Here is a 20,870-nt window from a genome sequence, read left to right as displayed (position 1 = left end):
CCCCGCCGGTACCGCCGGAGGGAACGCCGAAGCCGAAGTCGGCGCCCCCGAGGAAGCCCACGTTGCCCCCGGCCCCGCCGGTGCCGCCGGTCGCGTCGGTGGCGCTCCCACCGGCCCCACCGGCACCGCCGACACCAAAGTAGAACCCACCCTGCCCGCCTACCCCGCCGTTACCGCCATTCACGCCGGAGATGGTGGAGTTGTTCCAGCCGGCGCCGCCGGCCCCGCCATTGCCCACCCACACCGCGGCCCCACCATTGCCACCAGTCCCGGGGGCCACACCGATCGCACCGGGCCCGCCAGTCCCGCCGTTGCCGCCGTTGCCGAGGATCCCGGCCGTCCCGCCGTTACCGCCATTGACACCGGCGACCGTGGAATTCCAGCCGTTGCCGCCGTTGCCTATCAGCAGGCCACCGTTTTGGCCGTTCGGGCTGGCCTGCGTCCCGTTAGCGCCGTTGAAAAACAGCGGCTCCCCGACTAATCGCTGGCTGGTCTGATTCAGCTCATACATCACCGTGCCCAAGGGATCCGTCCTGGGCGGCGGCGACGCCCCGGAGGCATCGGCCACCGCGGCCGGCCACAACGACGGGGTCAACACCTGGGTGGACAGCACCTCGGCTTCTCTAAACGCCTCACCCGCCTGGTTCAATGCCTGCACAATCTGGTCCGCAACCGCCTGGGCCTCTTTGAGCAGCGTCTGAAACTCTTGGCCGACCTCGGAAAACAGCGTCGCGATCGCCTTCGACACCTGATCGCCCGCGGATCCCGGCACCCAGACAATCGGGAGGGCCGCCGCCGCATTCGCGGCCTTAAGGGAGGAGTTGATCGTCGCCACATTCGCCGCCGCCGCCGTCAACGCATTCGGCGCGACGACCACGTACGACATTGCTGACCTCCGAAGACCGCGGAGGTAGAACACCCTTAGCCACGGTCACAATTACGGGCACTATAAACCTATCTCGTTGCACACGTGTAGACCTGCGTTTCAGGGAAACGCGGCACGTCGCCGCGACCGGGCCGGCGTCACCCGACAACCCCGGCCTGCGCCGATTCGGCTACGCGCGGATGTTTTCGGTTGCCGCCGTCCGACTCGCTACAGCGATATGACGCTGCCGGGACCGCCCGCGGTTCCGCCGGGCCCGCCGGCCGCGCCGCCGGTCCCGACGAACGCATTGCCCGGGGTGGTTGCGTAGACATTGCCGCCGGNCCCCCGGGGCCCCCCGGCCCCCGCGGCCCCGCCCTCCCCGATGGCCCCGGGTTGCCCCGCCGTTACCGCCATTGACACCGGCGACGGTGGAATTCCAGCCGTTGCCGCCATTGCCCATGAACAGGCCGCCGTTCTGGCCGTTCGGGCTGGCCTGCGTCCCATTGGCACCGTTGTAGAACAGCGGCTGTCCCAGGAATGTCTCGCTGGTCTGATTCAGCTGATACATCACCGTCGCCAGCGGTTCCGTCGGAGGCGGCAGGGATCCCGTGGACGCTTCCGCCACCGCGTTCGCGAAGATCTGTATCGGCGATTGAAAAGCCGCGGCGGGCGCCGCAAGCGAGCGCCCCGACCCACTCAACAGCGACGCATTCGTCGCCTCGGCGGCCGCATATGCGCCCCCCGACCCGGTCAGGGCCTGCACGAACTGAGTTTGGAGGGCCGCCGCCTGCTTGCTGAGCGCCTGGAACTCCGCGCCGGCACGGGAAAACACCGACGCGACCGCCGCCGACACCTCGTCACCCGCGGCGGCCGACACCGCGGTGGTGGGGGCGACCGCCGCTGCGCGTGCGGCATCCAGCGACGCGCCGATGGCCGCCACATCCGCCGCCGCCGCCGCCAACGCGTCCGGCGCCGCAATCAAATACGACACTGCTGACCTCCGAAGACCGTCGGGGTAATACATCCGCCGTTACGGTCACCATCACTAGCGAGTGAAAACCTATCCCGTTACACACTTGTATAACTGCGTTTCGCCAAATTTGCTCGCCGGCCTCCGCCGCGACGCCGCGGCAGATTGGGGACGGCAAGACCAAGCAGCGCAGCCAGCACCGCTCCCTGGCTTCCCGGGGTGCCCGCTGCCCGGCAGCCAAGGAAATCGAGTCGAGTGCGCACGGTAGGTGGCGCCGAAGTGGGGCGTGCCCGTCGGCGGATCAATGGGCGCGAGGCTGATTTCAGCGTCGGCGATCAATTACTGAAAGCATGGCGATAGAAGGAAGCTGTACGGAATCCAAAAACAAACGTTTTCAGCTGGCCGCGGCCACCGGAACGGCCGGCCGCCTTCGCGATCTGGCGACCAAATGCGTTGGGCTCCAAGGACATTCGATCCGCTATTCATGCCGCGGCACGGGTGCACACAGACTATTGACGAATATTCTTTAGACACACGTTTAATTAGGCCAAGTGATTCCTGGAACCGATTTCATATGGAAAATTTATGGCTAAAGGCATTCGGCGTGGCACATAATGGGGAGCCGGACGCGAGTCAGTCCTGGCGCGTGATTGGGGGGACAGTGACCGAGGGTGACTTCGAGGCCGCCGTGGGTGCGGCGGCGCAGGACGCGGTGTGGAAGACGCAACACCCGCTGACCCACCACTTGGCAGAGGATGACCCGCGCCGGGCGGAATACCTGCGCGAGTACCAGATGTCGGTTGGTCGACAGGTGCTCAAGGCGATCGAGAACCTGCGACGTGGCAGTACAAGTCGCGAAGGACCCGGGGAATGCGCACCCGACGCGCCACCGAACGCCGATTGTTATGCCGGTGGCGCACGCGCCGCGCGCGTGCCTTCCGCGCCGAGGTGACCGCGTCCTCGCTCTAATATCTGCTGTGTAGGCCGACAACCGCTGCGGATCCCCGTGACGGATGTCGCCGAGATCGGCGAGGTCGACTGCGCGCCGAGCCAACGAATGGTCCAGGGCGCGGCATTCGCGCACATCCCCCGGGTCCGCGGCGGTAGTTTCAGTCCTGCGCCACACTGTTTGGGGCCGGACGGACGAAGGAGCACGGGTGAAAACCATTCCCAAGATGTTGGTTTTTGGGCTTGTCGAGCTCCTCGTGTTCGGCGCGATGCTGTTTGTTCCGGCAGGCACGTTCCATTACTGGCAGGCGTGGGTCTTTCTCGTGGTGGTCGGCGTCTCGGCCTGGATCCCCGCGGTGTACCTACTACGGATGAATCCCGCCGCGCTCGAGGCCCGGATGCGTGGGGGGCCGGCGGCGGAGGCCCGGATGGCGCAGCGGGTCATCATCGCCGGCTTGTATTTGTCGCTGGCGGCGATGGTGGTGGTGAGCGCACTTGACCATCGCTTCAGCTGGTCACCGGTGCCTACGGCGATATGTGTGGTCGGAGATGTTCTGGTCGCCGTCGGACTGGGTGTGGTGGCGCTGGTGATCATCCAGAACAGCTACGCGGCCGCGACCGTCCAGGTACAGGCGGGCCAGAAGGTCGTCTCCAGCGGTCTGTATGGGTTGGTGCGGCACCCGATGTATACCGGCAACGTGATCATGATGGTCGGCATCCCCCTGGCGCTCGGTTCTTACTGGGGACTGGTTTTCGTCGTTCCCGGCCTGCTCGTGCTCACCTCGCGCATCCGCGACGAGGAGAAGCTGCTCCAGAAAGAGTTGGACGGATACCTCGAGTACACGCAGAAAGTTCGCTATCGGCTGGTGCCGTCGATGTGGTAGCAGCCGCACGCTTCGCGGAGCCCCGGTCTCCTCGGCGCGGTTCTACAGGTCCGGAATGACGGGAACTTCTTCGACCGCGCAGGCATGTCCGCCCAACCGCTGGCTCAAGAGCCTGACGGACGGAGCCTCGAACAGTGCCGTTACCTCGAGGTGGGCATCGAGGGCGGTGTTGATCGTGGCGGTGGCTCGCATCGCGGCAAGGGAGTCCCCGCCCAGGTCGAAGAACGACTCGTCGACTCCGATGCGGTCGACGCCGAGCACCTGCGTGTAGATGCCGGTCAAGATCTGCTCGACCAGGCTGGTCGGGGCATGGTGGCCCGCACCGTTGTGGTGGTGTTCGGCTACCGGCACCGCCGGGGTTGCCGGCCGGGCCAGCGGCGCATGGTCGCCGGACCTGTCCGGACGCGCGTGCTTCCCCTCGTCTTGTCCGTCGACCGACGACAGCGGTCGCGTCGGGTCGGTGGTCATGGCGACCAACGTCTCCTTGAACCGCTCGATCAGTGCCTCGATGTCGGCCTGATCGAAAACGTCCGCGCGGAATTGAACGTGCAGCTCCACTTCGCGGCCCGGTAGCGCTTGGACCGTAAGCGGGTAGTGGTAGTAGTCGCGGTTGGTGATCTCGGTAATGGCCAGCCCGTCGGTCCCGGACAACGCGGCGGCATCCGCCGGGTAATTCTCGTACACGAAAACGGTGTCGAAGAGCCTTCCGTGGCCGGTGGCGCGGTGGATCTCACTCAGCGCCAGGTGCTGGTGGTCCAGGGTGCGGTTGTGGTCGCCCTGCAGTTGATCGAGCAGGTCGGTGGTGGTGGTCCCGCTGGTGATGCTCGCCCGCACCGGCACCGTGTTGATGAAAAGGCCCACCATCGAGTCCGCGCCCGGCACCTCGGCCGGCCGCCCCGAGACCACCGCGCCGAAGGCCACATCGCGCTGGCCGGTCAGCCACATCAGCAGCTGCGCCCAGGCCGCCTGCAGCACGGTGCTCACGGTGGTATGCCGCGAGCGCGCCAACTCGTTGAGCGCCCGTGTGATCGGTTCGGGCACCCGGAACGATGCGACGTCTCGCCGGCCCAGCCCGAACCAATCCGGCGGCCCGACCAGTGTTGGGGTGTCAAAGCCGGCGAACATCTCCCGCCACACCGCGCGGGCGCCCTCGAGGTCACGACCGGCCAGCCACGACACAAACCTGCGATACGACCCCGCCGCGGGCAGCCGCTGCCCGTAATAGCTGGCGAACAGTTCGCCCAGCAGGATCGGTAGCGACCACCCGTCGAGCACGATGTGGTGATTCGTCAGCACGAACCGGTGCCGGTCTTCCGCGGTGCGGATCAGCGCGACTCGCAAGGCGGGATGGTCGGCCAAGTCGTAGACCGCGGCGCGTTCGGCGGCGCAGACCTGCCGGATCTGCTCGTCGAGGTCCCCATCCCCCTCGCTGAGGTCGAGATACCGCCAGGGCACCACGGGATCGGCCGGGATGATCTGCACCGGCTGGTCGAACCGCGCGCTGAAGCGGGCCGCCAGGTTGGGGTGGCGGGTGACCACCGTGTGCACGGCGTCACGCAGGCGGTGCTGGTCGAGCCGGCCGCTCAGCGTGACATCGAGCTGCACCGCATACACGTCGTCGCCGCCCTGGGCGGTGCTGGCGTGAAACAGCAGCCCCTGCTGCAGGGGGGTCAGTGGCAGCACGTCAGCGATGCGGTATTGCCGCGCCAGCTCGTCGATCTGCAGCTGGCTCAGCCGCGCGGGCGCGATATCCGACGGCGTCAACCCGCCGCCACCGCCCCGCACATGCGCGCAGATGCCGGCCAGCGCGTCAAACCACAACCGGCTCAGCCGGCTGACCTGGGCCTGATCCAGGGCCGAGGGCGCCCACGTCCAGCCCGCGCGCAGGCGCGGACCGGTCGGCGCGTCCAGGGTGCCCGCATTGAGCTCCACGGTGTGCATCAGCGGCATGGGGGTCGCCGCGGCAACGCCGGTCACCGCCCAGCCGTCCTGGCGGATCTCCCAGATGTCGCCGGACACCTCGGTCGCCGCGGCGCCCAGCCGCCCCAAGTAGTTGAACCCGATCGTCGGGTCGGACCCGTCCAGGTCGACGTCACTGTTCAGGTAGCGCAGCAGCCCGTAGGTCAAACCGTCCGGCAGGGACCGAAGCTGCTCTTTGGCGTCTTTGATCACCGCACCGAGCCCCGCGTCACCGGCCAGTACCTGCGCCCAGTCCAGCCCGCCTACCGTTAGCGCCACCGGATACTTGGTGGTGAACCATCCCACCGTGCGCGACAGGTCGACGCTGGAGTCCAGCTCCTCCTGGCGCCCGTGACCCTCCGCATCGATCACGATCGGCGCGGCACCACTCCCCAAGAACTCGGCACACGCCAACGCGAACGCGATCAACAGGATCTCGTGGATCCCGGCGTGGAACGCCGCCGGCACCTCACCGAGCAACATCCGTGTCGTTTCGGCGTCCAGCTCGACCGACAGGTTGCCGGCGGTTGCGTAGGTATCCACCGCCGGTTGCACCGCCGGCAATTCCGCGGGCAACGCGGCGATCCGGCGCCAAGCGGGCGCCTGCTCCACTACCTCTGGACGGCGGGCGTGCTCGGCCAGCAGCGCTGCCCACCGGGCGAACGACGTCCTCGGCGCCGGCAACACGACCTGCTGCCCGCCGCGATGCTGTGCCCAGGCGAGGTTGAGGTCCTCGAGCAGGATCCGCCAGGACACCCCGTCGACCGCCAGATGGTGAACGATCAACAGCAACTGGCCGGTGGGGGCCGCCCAGAGCGCGCTCAGCATCACCCCGGTGGCCGGGTTCAACCGCGACCGCGCCGCCACCACCGCGTCGTCGGACAGCACGTCCACCGCCTGCAGGCACCCGCGCGCGTCCACCGCACCGGGTTCGGGCACCGTCACCGACCACCCGTCGGCGCCGTCGTCGTCGACGCGCAGCCGCAACATCGCGTGCCGATCGAGCAAGGCCTGCACCACCGCCACCACGTCGGACGAGGTCACCCCCACCGGGGCCTGCACCAGCACCGTCTGGTTGAACTCCGCCACCGGGCCCTGGACGCCCTGCAGCCAGCGCATGATCGGGGTGGGCACCACCGCGCCGACGCCCTCGTCGATCACCTCGGCGTCGTCGGCGACCACCCCGGCCACCCGGGCCAGCTTTGCCACGGTCTGCTCGACGAAGATGTCGCGTGGCCGGCATACCACGCCGGCGGCGCGCGCCCGCGCCACCACCTGCATCGACAGGATGCTGTCCCCGCCGAGCTCGAAGAACGACTCCTCGACCCCGACCCGCTCCAGCCCCAACACCTGGGCATAGATCCCGGCCAGGATCTCCTCGACCGCGTCGGCCGGGGCGCGGTAGTGATCGACATCCTGGTACTCCGGTGCCGGCAGGGCCCGGGTGTCGAGTTTGCCGTTGACCGTCAGCGGCAACGCGTCCAGCGCCACCACCGCGGCCGGAACCATGTAGACGGGCAGCCGTTCGGCCAGCGCGGCGCGCACCTCGGCCAGATCCACCGTTCCGGTCACGTAGCCCACCAGGCGTTTGTCCCCGGGGCGGTCCTCGCGGGCGATCACCACCGCCTGCTCCACGCCATCCAGGCCGTTCAACGTCGCCTGGACCTCACCCAGCTCGATGCGATAGCCGCGGATCTTGACCTGCTCATCGGCGCGCCCCATATAACGCAGCTGCCCGTCGGCGCTCCAGCACATCAGGTCCCCGGTGCGATACATGCGCGCTCCCGGCCCGCCGAACGGACACGCGACAAACCGCGTTCCCGTCAAACCCGCGCGGCCGACGTACCCGTGTGCCAACCCGGCGCCGGCGACGTACAACTCGCCGACCACCCCGGGGGGCACGGGCTGCAACGACGCATCGAGCACAAAGAAACCGAGGTGGGCCAACGGCACCCCGATGGGGCTGACGGCGGTGTCGACATCCGCGGCCACGATCTCCCGGAACGAGGCATGCACGGTCGTCTCGGTGATGCCGTACATGTTGATCAACCGGGGCCGAGCCGGATGGCTGTCCAGCCACGCGCGCAGGCGCTGCGGTTCGAGCGCTTCGCCGCCGAACACCACGGCCTCCAGCTCCAACTGAGAACCCAGCTCGGGCTGCAACGCATCGGCGGCCTGCAAGGCATAAAACGCCGACGGGGTCTGGCTCAAGACGCTGACCCGTTCGGCCACCAGCAGCGCGTGCAGGTCTTCGGGCGAGCGCACCACCGAGTCGGGCACCACCACCACGCGCCCGCCGTAAAGCAGCGCGCCCCAGATCTCCCACACCGAGAAGTCGAAAGCCAGCGAATGGCACTGCGTCCACACTCGCCCGCCGAGCTCCATGTCGCCGGCCAGCGTCTCGAGCAGCCGAGTCACGTTGCGATGCGGGACCGCCACCCCCTTGGGGGTTCCGGTCGTGCCCGAGGTGTAGATGATGTAGGCGACGTCGTCCGGGCACGCCGCCGGCAGCAAGGTGCTGAGCCGGCCGTGAACAGCGTGATCGCTGACATCAATGACCAGCAGAGCGCGTCCCTGAAGCCGCGGGCGGTATTCCGCGGTGGTGATCGCGGCGATCGGCGCGGCGTCACCGAGCACGAACTGCATCCGGGCCTCCGGCACCGCCGGGTCGATCGGCACATACGCCGCGCCCGTCTTCACCACCGCCAGGATCGCCACCACGGCCTGCGCCGACCGCGGCAACAACAGCGCCACGCGCTGCCCCGGGCCCACGCCTTCATCGGCCAACCGCTGCGCCAACCGGTTTGCCGCGTCGTCAAGCTCGCGATAGGTCATCGAACGGCCCTCGAAGGTCACCGCCGCCGCGTCGGGTACCCGCGCCACCTGTGCGGCGAACAGCGCCGAAATCGACACCGGCGGGCTCGTCGGCTCGGTCAACGCCGCCCGGTTACCCCAGTCCTCCAACCGGGCCCGCTCAACCTCGTCGAGCACACCGATCGACGACAGCCGCCGGGTCGGGTCGGTGGTCATCGCGACCAGTACCCGCTGCAAACGCTCGATCAGCGTTTCGATGCTGGCCGCGTCGAACACATCGGTGCGAAATTCCACCGCCCCGGCGATGCCGGCCGGCTCACCGTCCTCATCCAGGTGTTCTTCCAAAGAAAGCGCCAAGTCCATGCGGGCGGTGCCGGTGTCCACCGGGAGCTGAGTGAGCTCGAGGTCTCCCAACGCCAACTCGACATCGTCGGCGATGCCGTGCAGGGTTCGCCAGGCCAGCATCACCTGAACCAGCGGGTGATGGGTCAGCGATCGGGTGGGGTTCAGCCGCTCGACGACCACTTCGAAGGGCACATCTTGATGCTCGTAGGCGGCGAGGCTGCGCGCCCGCACCTGAGCCAGCAGGTCGGCGACGCTGGGGTCGCCGGCCACATCCACGCGCAACACCAACGTGTTGACGAAGAACCCGACCAAATCGTCGAGGGCGGGGTCACGGCGCCCCCCGATCGGGAAGCCAACCGCCACATCGGAACTCGCGCTCAGCTTGGCCAGCAGCACCGCCAGGGCGGCCTGCATCACCATGAAACTGGTCGCGTTGTGTTCGCGGGCCACCCGCGCGACCTGCCGGTGCAACTCGGCGGGCCACCCCACCACCACGGCGGCGCCCCGCTGATCGGCGACCGGCGGGTAGGGCCGGTCGGTGGGCAGCTCCAGCCGCTCGGGCATCCCCGCCAGGGCCTGCTGCCAGTACGCCAGCTGGGCGGCGATCGGGCTGTCGGCGTCGCTGAGATCGCCGAACTGCGCGCGCTGCCAGAGCGTGTAATCGACGTACTGCACCGGCAACGGCGTCCACCCAGGAGCTTGCCCCACGCTTCGGCTCGCGTACGCCACGGCCATATCTCGCACCAGCGGGTCGATCGACAGGCCGTCGGCGGCGATGTGATGCACCACGGCAACCAGCACATGCTCGTCGTCGGCGACGCGGAAAAGCTTGGCGCGCAAGGGGATCTCGGCCGCCAGATCAAAGCTGTGTCGCGCCGCCTCCTCGATGGCCTCCTGCAACCGGCCCGGCGACCACGCGGTCGCGTCGACCACGTCCCAGGCAAAGTCGGCCCGCTCGGCGGCCAGCACCAGCTGTTGCGGTATCCCGTCGGGGGCGGCGAACAGCGTGCGCAGGCTTTCATGGCGGCCCACCACGTCGGCCAGCGCCGCGCAGAACGCGTCGGCGTCCAGCGGCCCGCGCAGCCGCAGCGCCACCGCCAGGTTGTAGACCGGGGACGGACCCTGCAATTGGTCGATGAACCACAGCCGGTTCTGCGCGAACGACAACGGAATCACCGCGGGCCGCTCGACGGCCACCAACCGCTCCAGCCCGCCCTCACCACCGTGGATCCGCGTGGCCAACTGGGCCACCGTGGGCGCCTCGAACACGGCGCGCACCGCGACGCCGGCGCCCAGGCCGGTGTTGATCGCGGCGACCAGACGCATCGCCGACAGCGAATCCCCACCCAGGTCGAAGAATGAGTCGTCCACCCCGACCCGATCCACACCCAACACCTGGGCATAGATGCCGGCCAGGATCTCCTCGGTCGGGTTGGTCGGTGCGCGGTAGCTGTCGGTGGCCTCGTATCCCGGGGCCGGCAGCGCCCTGGTGTCGAGCTTGCCGTTGACGGTCAGCGGCAAGGCCGCCAACCCCACCACCGCGGCGGGGACCATGTAGGCCGGCAGCCGCTCGGCCAGCGCGGATCGCACCGCCGCCGGATCGGCGGTCCCGGTGATGTATCCCACCAGACGCTTGTCGCCGGGACGGTCTTCGCGCGCGACCACCACGGCCTGCTCCACGCCGTCGAATGCGGCCAGCGCGGCCCGGACTTCGCCCGGTTCGATCCGATATCCGCGGATCTTGACCTGCTCGTCGGCGCGGCCCAGGTATTGCAGCTGCCCGTCGGCGCGCCACCGCACCAAGTCGCCGGTGCGATACATGCGGGTTCCGGGCGCGTCCGCGCCGACGAACGGGCAGGCCACAAAGCGCGAGGCGGTCAGCCCGGCGCGACCGACGTATCCGACGCCCACGCCCCGGCCGGCCACATACAATTCACCGACCACGCCGGCCGGCACCCGCCGCAACGACTCGTCCAGCACGAACAGCGCCGCCGTCGACACGGGCGCGCCGATCGGAGCCGCCCCCGACCCCGCCCGCAACGGCGCGCTCATCGACGCATACACCGTGGCCTCGGTGGGGCCGTAGGCGTTGATCACCACCCGCCCGGGCGCAAACTGGTCCACCACCTCGGCCGAGCACGCCTCACCGCCGAGAAGCAACGCCTCCGACTCCAACCGTTGCGGCGACAGCGCGGCCACCGCCGACGGGGTTTGGGTGAGCACGTTGACCCGTTCGCGGGCCAGCAGGTCGTGGAAATCGTCCGGTGAGGCGACGACCGACGGGGGCACCACCACCAGCCGCCCACCGCCGAGCAGCGCGGCCCAGATCTCCCACACCGAGAAGTCGAAAGCATACGAGTGGCATTGCGTCCACACCTGTGTCGTCGGCAACGGTGTGGGCGTTGACTGCGCCAAGTGGGCCAGGTTGCGGTGGGCGATCGCCACGCCCTTGGGCGTTCCGGTGGTCCCGGAGGTGTAGATCAGGTACGCGATGTCGTCGGCTGCCGGCGCCGGGGGCGCGGTGGCGGGTTGGTCCGCGACGGCGGGGTCGTCGACGTCGATGACCGTCAGGTCCCGCCCGTCCAGCCGGTCGGCCAACGCCGCGGTGGTGACCGCGGCGATAGGCGCGGCATCGTCCAGCATGAACCCGACCCGGGCCGCCGGCAGCGCCGGGTCGATCGCCAGGTAGGCCGCCCCGGTCTTCAGCACCGCCAGCATGGCCACGACGGCCTGAGCCGACCGCTCCAACAGCAACGCCACACACGCACCGGGCCCGACACCGTGGCCAGACAGCAAGTGCGCGAACCGGTTAGCGGCCTCATCGAGTTCCCGGTAGGTCATCGACCGGCCCCCGAAGGTCACCGCGTGCGCCTCGGGGTCGCGGGCCACCTGGGCGGCGAACAGCTCCGGTATCGACAGGTCGACCGGTGCGGGCTCCGCCAGCACCGCGCGGTTGCCCGCCTCGTCGAGGCGGGCGTGCTCGGCCTCGTCGAGCAGGTCCACCGACGACAGCCGCCGGCCCGGATCTGCCGTCATGGCGACCAGCACCCGCTTGAGCCGCTCGATCAGCGTTTCGATGCTGGCGGCGTCGAACACGTCGGTCCGGAATTCCACCCCCCCGGCGATTCCGGCGGGCTCGCCGGCGTCGGTCCACATCTCGCCCAGGGAGAACGCCAGATCGGTGCGGGCCGTCCGGGTGTCGAGCGGCAACGGCGTGACGTGCAAGCCACCCAACGCCAACCCGGCCGCCGGGCCGGTGCTGCCCTGGCCCTGCCCGCTCTGCCAGGCCAACATCACCTGGACCAGCGGGTGATGGGTCAGGCTTCGGGTCGGGTTGAGCCTTTCCACCAGTACCTCGAAGGGCACGTCCTGGTGCTCGTAGGCGGCCAGGCTGCGCGCCCGCACCTGGGCGAGCAGTTCGGCGACGCTGGGATCACCGGCCAGATCGACCCGCAACACCAGGGTGTTGACGAAGAAGCCCACCAGCTCGTCCAGCGCGGGGTCCCCGCGCCCGGCGATCGGAAACCCCACGGACACATCGGAACTCGCGCTGAGCTTGGCCAGCAGCACCGCCATGGCGGCCTGCATCACCATGAAGCTGGTGGCGTTGTGTTCGCGGGCCACCCGGGTGACCTGCGCCTGCAGCTCGGCCGGCCAGTCCACCGACACGCTCGCGCCGCGGTAGTCCGCGACCGGCGGGTAGGGCCGATCGGTGGGCAGCTGCAGGTGCTCCGGCATTCCGGCGAGGGCCTCTTGCCAGTAGGCCAGCTGCGCCGCGATGCGGCTGCCGCCATCGCTGAGATCCCCGAGCTGCGCGCGCTGCCACAGCGTGTAGTCGGCGTACTGCACCGGCAGCTCGGGCCAGTCGGGGGCTCGTCCCAGGCTGCGGTTGGCGTAGGCCACCCCGAGATCCCGCACCAGCGGGGCGATCGACGCGCCGTCCGCGGCGATGTGGTGCACCACGGCCACCAGCACGTGCTCGTCGTCGGCAACCCGGAAAAGCCTTGCCCGCATGGGGATCTCGGCCGCCAAATCGAACTGGTGACGCGCCACGGTGTCGAATGCCTCGTACAGCCGGCTCTCCGACCAGCCGGTCGCGTCGACGATGGACCAGCCGAAGTCGGCCCGCTCGGGAGGCACGATCAGCTGGCAAGGTATGCCGTCGTGCGCGGTAAACAGCGTGCGCAGGCTTTCCTGCCGGGCCACCACGTCGGCCAGCGCCGCGCCCAACGCTTCTTCTTCGAAGCCATCCATCCGCCCGCGCAACCGCAGCGCGACCGCCATGTTGTAGATCGTCGAGGGGCCCTGGAACTGGTCGATGAACCACAACCGGCTCTGGGCGAACGACAGCGGAATCACCTCGGGCCGCGGGGCGGCCGCGAAAGGCGCCAGCGGCTCCAACCGAGCTTCGTCCCCACCGATGCGCGTCGCCAGCTGGGCGACCGTGGGCGCCTCGAACAACGTGCGCACCGACAGACCGGCGTCCAGGCCGCTGTTGACGGCGGCGATCAGCCGCACGGCGGACAGCGAATCCCCACCGAGGTCGAAGAACGACTCATCCACCCCGACCAGCCGCGGCGGCTCCACACCCAGAACCTGCGCGTAGATCCCGGCCAGCAGCTCCTCGACCGCGCTGGTGGGGGCGCGGTAGTGGTCGCCATCCTGGTATTCGGGCGCCGGCAGGGCCCGGGTGTCGAGTTTGCCGTTGACCGTCAACGGCAGCGCGTCGATCGCCACCACCGCGGCCGGCACCATGTAGGCCGGGAGCCGCTCGGCCAGCGCCGCACGCGCCGACGCTCCGAAGGAGGCCGGATCCTCGACTCCGGTGACGTAGCCCACCAGGCGCTTGTCCCCGGGGCGGTCCTCGCGGGCGATCACCGCCGCATGCTTGACGCCGTCCAGCGCGCTGAGCGCGGCCTGGATTTCGCCGAGTTCGATGCGGTAGCCGCGGATCTTGACCTGCTTGTCGGCGCGTCCGACGTACCGCAGCTGCCCGTCCGCGCCCCACCACACCAGGTCCCCGGTGCGATACATCCGCTGCCCGGGCGCTCCCGCGCCGACGAACGGGCAGGCCACAAACCGCGTTGCGCTCAGCGCCGCCCGACCCACATAGCCGTCCGCCACTCCGGCACCGGCCACGTACAACTCCCCCACCACGCCCGGCGGGACCGGCCGCAGCCACCCGTCGAGCACGAAAAACTCCAGATGGGCCAGCGGCACGCCGATGGGGCTGGCGACGCTGTCGACGTCGCCGACGACGATCTCCCGGAACGACGCGTGCACCGTCGTCTCGGTGATGCCATACATGTTGATCAGCCGCGGCAAACCCGGATGGTTGTCCAGCCAGGTCCGCAGCCGCTGCGGCTCCAGCGCCTCGCCGCCGAACACCACGGCCTCGAGCTTCAGACGAGGCTCCGGCTCGGGCTGTGCCGCGTCGGCGGTCTGCAACGCATAAAACGCCGACGGGGTCTGGCTCAACACGGTGACCTGTTCGGCCACCAACAACGCGTGCAGGTCTTGCGGCGAGCGGACCACCGAATCGGGCACGATCACCAGCCGGCCGCCGTAAAGCAGTGCGCCCCAGATCTCCCACACCGAAAAGTCGAAGGCCAACGAATGACACTGCGACCAGACCTGCCCCGCCAGCTCCAGATCGGCGTCCAGCGTCTCCAGCAGCCGGGTCACGTTGCGGTGCGGGATCGCCACGCCCTTGGGGGTTCCGGTAGTCCCCGACGTGTAGATGAGGTAGGCGATGTCATCGGGCGCCGGCGCCGGCAACGCGGTGCTGGGCTGGCGGTCGATGGCGGGGTCGTGGACATCGATGACCGCGACGTCGCGCCCGCCCAGCCGATCCGCCAGGCCGGCGGTCGTGATCACCGCGATCGGCGCGGCATCATCGAGCACGAACCCCATCCGGGCCACCGGCACCGTCGGGTCGATCGGCACGTACGCCGCCCCGGTTTTCAGCACCGCCAACATCGCCACGACCGCGTCGGCCGACCGCGGCAACAGCAGCGCCACGCGCCGCCCCGGACCCACACCCCGCTCGGTCAACAGGTGCGCCAACCGGTTGGCCGCCTGCTTGACCTCGCGGTAGGTCCACGACCGCTCCCCCGCGCTGATCGCCACCGCGTCCGGCGTGCGCGCCACCTGGGCGCCGAACAGCACCGGAATGGACACCGGCACCCCGACCGGCTGGGCCAGCCCCGTGCGGTTGCCCCACCTCTCGAGCAGGGCGTGCTCGGCGGCGTCGAGCACATCCAGCGACGACAGCCGCCGCCCCGGATCGGCGGTCATCGCCGCCAGCACCCGCTGGAACCGCTCGATCAGCGTGTCGATGTCGGCCGCGTCGAACACCTCGGTGTCGAACTCGACGCGAAGACCCATTTCCGTGCCCGGCATGGCCTGGACCGCAAGCGGGTAGTGGTTGTATTCGCGGTGGGTGAAATCGGTGACGGCCAACCCTTGGTCACCTTGGCCGCCCGACAGCGCGGCCGCGTCCAGCGGGTAGTTCTCGTACACGAAGAAGGTGTCGAACAACTGGTCCAGGCCGGTGACGCGGTGCAGCTCGCTGAGCGCCAGGTGCTGGTGGTCGAGCGTGTGGTTGTAGGCGTTCTGCAGTTGATCGAGCAGATCTGTGGTGGTGGTCGTGGCCGCGATGCTCGCCCGCACCGGCACCGTGTTGATGAACAGGCCCACCATCGAGTCCGCGCCGGGCAGCTCGGGCGGCCTGCCCGAGACCGTCGTGCCGAAGGCGACGTCCGGCCGGCCGGTCAGCCCCACCAGCAGTCGCGCCCAGGCGGCCTGCACCACGGTGCTGACGGTGGTGTGGTGCGAGCGCGCCAGCTCGCCGAGCGCCCGTGTGATCTGCTCGGGCACCCGGAAGGATGCGACGCCTCGCGGCCCCAGACCCAGCCGGCCCGGCGGGGCCAGCAATGTGGGGGTGTCGAATCCGGCCAGCGCCGCACGCCAGGCGTCGCGCGCGGCATCAAGGTCGCGGCTCGTCAGCCAGGTCACGAAGCTGCGGTACTTCGCCGCCGCCGGCAGCCACCGCCCGTGATAGCCGGCGAATATTTCCCCCAGCAGGATCGGCAGCGACCAGCCATCCAGCACGATGTGGTGATTGGTGAGCACCAACCGGTGCTGATCGTCGGCGGTGCCGATGAGCGCGGCCCGGAAGGCGGGCTGGTTGACGAGATCGCAGACCGCGGCGCGTTCGGCTGCGCACACCTGCCGGATCTGCTCGTCGAGGTCCGGGCCGGCCTGGCGAAGGTCGACGTAGCGCCACGGCACCACGGGGTCGGCCGGGATGATCTGCACGGGCTGGTCGAACTTGTCGGAGAATCGGGCCGCCAGGTTGGGGTGGCGGGTGACCACCGCGTGCACCGCGTTGCGCAGGCGGTCCTGATCGACCGGACCGCTCAACGCGATCTCCAGCTGCACGGCATAGACGTCGTCACCGCCCGAAGCGGTGATGGCATGGAACCACAGCCCCTGCTGCAAGGGGGTCAGTGGCAATACGTCAGCTATCCGCATATTGCCGCTGCAGGTCGTCGATTTGTTGCTGGCTGAGACCGGCAGCAATGTCCGACGGCGTCAACCCGCCCCCGCCGCCGCGCACGTGCGCGCAAATGCCGGTCAACGCGTCGAACCACAACCGGTTCAGCCGGCCGGCCAGCGCCTGATCCAGGACCGAGGGCGCCCAGGTCCAGCGCGCGTGCAGCTGCGGGCCGGTGTCGGTGTCGACCGTGCTGGCGTTGAGCTCCACGGTGTGCATCAGCGGCATCGGGATGGCCGCGGCAACGTCGGTGACCGACCAGCCGTCCTGGCTGAGCCGCCACACGTCACCGGACACCTCGGCCGCCCCACCGAGCCTGCCCAGATAGTTGAACCCGATCGGGGGGTCGGTCGGTGCCAGATCGACATCGCCGTTCAGATAACGCAACGCGCCATAGGTCAAGCCGTCCGGCAGCGCGCGAAGTTGCTCTTTGGCGTCCTTGACCACCGCGCCCAGCCGCGCGTCACCGGCCACCACCCGCGCCCAGTCAAGCCCTCCGACCGCCAGCGAGACCGGGTATTTCGTCGTGAACCACCCGACCGTGCGCGACAGGTCGACATGGGGGGCCAGTTCCTCCTGACGCCCGTGACCCTCCACGTCGATGACGATCGGCGCGCCGCCGCCGGCGAATTCCGCGACCGCCAAGGCGAACGCGATCAACAGGATCTCGTGCACCCCGGCATGAAACGCGGCGGGCACCTCATCCAGCAGCGCCCGGGTGGTCTCGGCATCCAGCTGCGCCGACAGGTTGCCCGCGCTCAGATAGGTATCCACGTCGGGACGCACGGCCGGCAGCGCCGCGGGCGCGGACGCGATCTGCCGCCAGGCGTCGGCCTGCGCCACGATTTCCGGGCGGTGCGCGTGCTCGGCCAACAGCGACGCCCACCGGGCGAAAGAGGTCCCGGGCGCCGGCAACACCAACCGCTGCCCGCCGCGATGCTGGGCCCAGGCAATGTTGAGGTCCTCGAGCAGAATCCGCCACGACACCCCGTCGACGGCGAGGTGGTGAACGATCAACACCAGCTGCCCGGTGTCGGCCACCCACAGCGCGCTCAGCATCGACCCGGCCGCCGGGTCCAACCGCGACCGCGCCTCGATCACCGCCGCGTCGGACAGCTCCGGCACCGCGCGCAGGCACGCGCGGGCGTCCACCGAGCCGGCCTCGGGCACGGTCAACGACCAGCCCCCCGCGCCGTCATCGGTGACCCGCAGCCGCAACGTGGCGTGTCTATCCAGCACCGCCTGCAACACCGCGACCACGTCGGCCTCCGTCACCCCGGCCGGGGCCTGCACCGCCACCGTCTGGTTGAACTGATCGACCGGCCCCTCGACGCCGCGCAGCCAGCACATGATCGGTGTCGCGACCACCGGGCCGATGCCCTCGTCGCTCACGTCGGCGTCGCCGGTGGCCACTTCGGCCACCCGGGCCAGCTGGGCCACGGTTTGCTCGACGAAAATGTCTCGCGGCCGGCACACCACCCCGGCGGTCCGCGCGCGCGCCACCACCTGCATCGACAAGATGCTGTCCCCGCCGAGCTCGAAGAACGACTCGTCCACCCCGACGCGTTGCAGCCCGAGCACCTGCGCGTAGATGTCGGCCAGGATCTCCTCGACCGCGTTGCCCGGGGCCCGATAGCGATCGACGTCCTGGTACTCGGGCGCCGGCAGGGCTCGCTTGTCGAGTTTGCCGTTGACCGTCAGGGGCACCGCGTCGATGACCACCACCGCGGCCGGCACCATGTACGCCGGCAACCGCTCGGCCAGGGCGGCGCGTGCGGCCGCCGGGTCGGCGGTCCCCGTCACATATCCCACCAGGCGTTTGTCGCCGGGGCGGTCCTCGCGCGCGATCACCACCGCCTGCCCGACCCCGTCCACTTCGGCCAGCGCCGCCTGCACTTCGCCGAGTTCGATGCGGAATCCGCGGATCTTGACCTGCTCGTCCGCACGCCCCACATAACGCAGCTGGCCGTCGGCGCCCCACCATGCCAGGTCCCCGGTGCGATACATGCGTTCCCCGGGCTGGCCGAAGGGGCACGCCACGAATCGCGTCGAGCTCAAACCAGGCCGCTGCCAATACCCGAGGCCCGCACCCCCGCCGGCCACATACAACTCCCCCACGACACCCGGCGGCACCGGTTGCATCCACGCGTCGAGCACGAAGAAGGCGTACTTGGCCAGCGGCACCCCGATGGGGCTGGCAGGGCTGTCGAGGTCTTGCGGGAAGATCTCCCGGAACGAGGCGTGCACCGTCGTCTCGGTCGTGCCGTACAGGTTGAGCAACCGGGGAGATTCCGGATGATTGTCCAGCCACGTCCGCAACCGCTGCGGTTCCAGTGCTTCACCGGCGAAGATCACCGCCTGAAGCCGGAGTTGACGGCCAAGCTCGGGTGAGAGCGCGTCCGCGGTCTGCAGCGCATAAAACGCCGACGGGGTCTGGCTTAAGACTTCGACCCGCTCTTTGACCAACAACGCGTGGAAATCTTCGGGCGAGCGGGCCACCGACTCGGGCACCACCACGAGGCGTCCGCCAGAGAGCAGCGCGCCCCAGATCTCGCACACCGAGACGTCGAAGGCCAACGAATGCCACTGCGACCACACCTGCCCCGGCGACAGCTCGACGTCCAGGGACTCGAGCAGCCGGGTCACGTTGTGGTGGGTGATGGCCACCCCCTTGGGGACACCGGTTGTCCCCGAGGTGTAGATGAGGTAAGCGATATTGTCCGGCTCCGGCACGGGCAGCGCCGGGCCGGATTGGCCGCCGGCGGCGGGGTCGGCGGCCTCAGCGACGTCGACGATCAGCAGATCGCGCCCGGCCAGCCGGTCGGCCAAGCCGGCGGCGGTGATCGCCGCGATCGGCGCGGCGTCATCGAGCATGAACTCGATGCGGGCCGCCGGCACCGCCGGGTCGATCGGCACATACGCCGCCCCGGTTTTGAGCACCGCCAGAATCGCCACGATCGCCTCGGCCGAACGCTCCAGCAGCAGCGCCACCCGCTGTCCCGGACCCACCCCGTGGCCGGCCAGCAGCCGCGCCAACCGGTTGGCGGTCTCGTCAACCTCGCCGTAGGTCCACGACGATTCCCCGAAAGTAATCGCCACCGCCTCCTGGGCGCGGGCGGCCTGCGCGGCGAACATCGCCGGAATCGACTGCGAAGCGGGTGCCGGCCGGCTCAACACCGCACGGTTACCCCACCCGTCCAGCCCGTCAATCTCGGCGGCATCGTGAAGATCCAGCGACGAGAGCCGCCGCCCCGGATCGGCGGTCATCGCCACCAGCGCGCGGCCCAACCGTCCCGCCAATTCCGAGACGTCGAGATTCGCCAACGGGCCCCCGGCGCCCGCCGTGCTGAGGAAAAGCTGGTCGCCGCCGCCGGAGAAGATCAACGCAAACGCGCCCACCTGAACGGGATTGGTGAATGACGCAGAGGCCGCGACGCCGGCGAAGTCCATCGTCATCTTCGACGGCATGAAATTGACGCTCACCCGATCGGATCGCTGTCCCGCGCCGCGCGGGTCGGCCTTGCGTTCCAGGGCGTGCACCGGGAACCGCTGATGGTCCAGCGCCTGCCGAATTCGCGCGTCGACATACTCACAAAAACCCGCGACAGTGGATTCCGGCGAAACGCTCAACACGAGCGGCACCACCCCGGAAACCATCCCCGGAAGCGTCTTTGACTCCGGGCGCACGCGCCTGCTGACCGGGAAGTCGAGCACCACCTCTGAGCCTGCGGCGGACCACCCACGCACTAAAAGGGCACACGCCGCGGTGATGACCGACGACCGAGGCATATTCCACGCGTCGGACAATTCTTGTACTCGCCGAAGGACGACAGCGTCCAGTCGGACCGGCGCAGAAGGCGCAGACCCGTCCCCCTCGTCCGCGGCCGGGAGAAACCCGTTGTGCGGCCCGCTTTCCGGTGGAAGATTCCTGGCCCAATAGGCCTCATCTTCCAGATAATCGGTGGACGCTTCGTATTCTGACTCGCAGCGAACCAGGTCCTGCAGCGAGCCGAAGAACGCAGGAGGAATGGGTGCGTTCGCAACAAATGCGGCGTACACGGTGGCAATCCGATTTGCGATAAGTGTAATTCCGGAGCCGTCCACGATCATGTGATGGAAGCACCCGAACAAGTAGAATTCGTCGGACCATGTTTGGAATAAAGTAAAATTGAATAGCGGGCCGGTCGGAGCCATTGGCGTGTGTTGAATCGATAACGCCAAACGACGGGCTTCCTGCACCGGATGGCGCGTGTCGCTCAGGTCGTGGAAGGCTAGCTCGAAGTCCGGGTAATCGATCGCCCTCTGGAACACCTGGCCATCCACCTCGAAGACGGCGGCCCTGGCCGGTTCGGCCTCCCGCATCACGTGACGGATCGCGCGCTGAAGCAACTCGCGGTCTACGGTGCCGTCGAATCGGACAAGCACACCAAGCTGCCACTCCGTACCGGAGTGGCCCGTTTCCTGCGCGAGCCAAATGTCCAGCTGCCCCCGCGTCAGCGGGAAAGCCAGGTCATCAACTTCCATCCG

General features: G+C 69.1%; 7 protein-coding genes. 2 read left to right on the top strand and 5 right to left on the bottom strand.

Translation table 11 applies throughout. The features are described 5' to 3' along the window. The 3 genes from BN4348_RS62135 to BN4348_RS62750 form a co-directional block, all read right to left on the bottom strand. The coding region (locus BN4348_RS62135) for a PE family protein (RefSeq protein WP_160040352.1) at window positions 1-886 on the bottom strand (886 nt) is incomplete at its 3' end. A gap of 169 nt (window positions 887-1,055) precedes the next feature. Next, a complete protein-coding gene (locus BN4348_RS62400; RefSeq protein WP_084454048.1) occupies window positions 1,056-1,889 on the bottom strand; it encodes a PE family protein in 834 nt (277 codons plus the stop codon). Window positions 1,890-1,933: 44 nt separating this feature from the next. After that, entirely contained in the window at window positions 1,934-2,098 is a 165-nt protein-coding gene (locus tag BN4348_RS62750; protein WP_372513959.1) for an MYXO-CTERM sorting domain-containing protein, read from the bottom strand. Window positions 2,099-2,496: 398 nt separating this feature from the next. Between BN4348_RS62750 and BN4348_RS37915 the strand changes: the two genes are divergently transcribed. Both BN4348_RS37915 and BN4348_RS37910 read left to right on the top strand, forming a co-directional pair. Further along, window positions 2,497-2,787, top strand: a complete 291-nt coding sequence (locus BN4348_RS37915) for a hypothetical protein (protein ID WP_066911038.1) — start codon at window positions 2,497-2,499, stop codon at window positions 2,785-2,787. 205 nt (window positions 2,788-2,992) lie between these two features. Then, window positions 2,993-3,667: a methyltransferase family protein gene (locus tag BN4348_RS37910; RefSeq protein WP_066911035.1), complete on the top strand. Its 675-nt coding sequence runs from the start codon at window positions 2,993-2,995 to the stop codon at window positions 3,665-3,667. Between the two features lie 42 nt (window positions 3,668-3,709). On the opposite strand, the gene BN4348_RS37905 is transcribed toward BN4348_RS37910, so the two are convergent. Further along, window positions 3,710-16,321 (bottom strand): non-ribosomal peptide synthetase, encoded by a 12,612-nt coding sequence (locus BN4348_RS37905; protein ID WP_142308657.1) that lies wholly within the window; start codon window positions 16,319-16,321, stop codon window positions 3,710-3,712. Beyond that, on the bottom strand, window positions 16,308-20,867 hold the full coding sequence (locus BN4348_RS59410; RefSeq protein WP_084454047.1) for a non-ribosomal peptide synthetase: 4,560 nt from the start codon (window positions 20,865-20,867) through the stop codon (window positions 16,308-16,310). The genes BN4348_RS37905 and BN4348_RS59410 overlap by 14 nt, the downstream gene beginning before the upstream one ends. Window positions 20,868-20,870: the final 3 nt, after the last annotated feature.

It is taken from the genome of Mycobacterium interjectum (assembly GCF_900078675.2).
Lineage (GTDB): Bacteria > Actinomycetota > Actinomycetes > Mycobacteriales > Mycobacteriaceae > Mycobacterium > Mycobacterium interjectum.
The sequence above is the reverse complement of the archived record's forward strand: the minus strand, read 5'-3'. Positions and strand labels throughout refer to the sequence as shown.

Coding starts and splice junctions, on each gene's coding strand:
- BN4348_RS59410 (WP_084454047.1), bottom strand. CDS start 20,867: ATGGAAGTTGATGACCTGGCTTTCCCGCTGACGCGGGGGCAGCTGGAC.
- BN4348_RS37905 (WP_142308657.1), bottom strand. CDS start 16,321: ATGCGGATAGCTGACGTATTGCCACTGACCCCCTTGCAGCAGGGGCTG.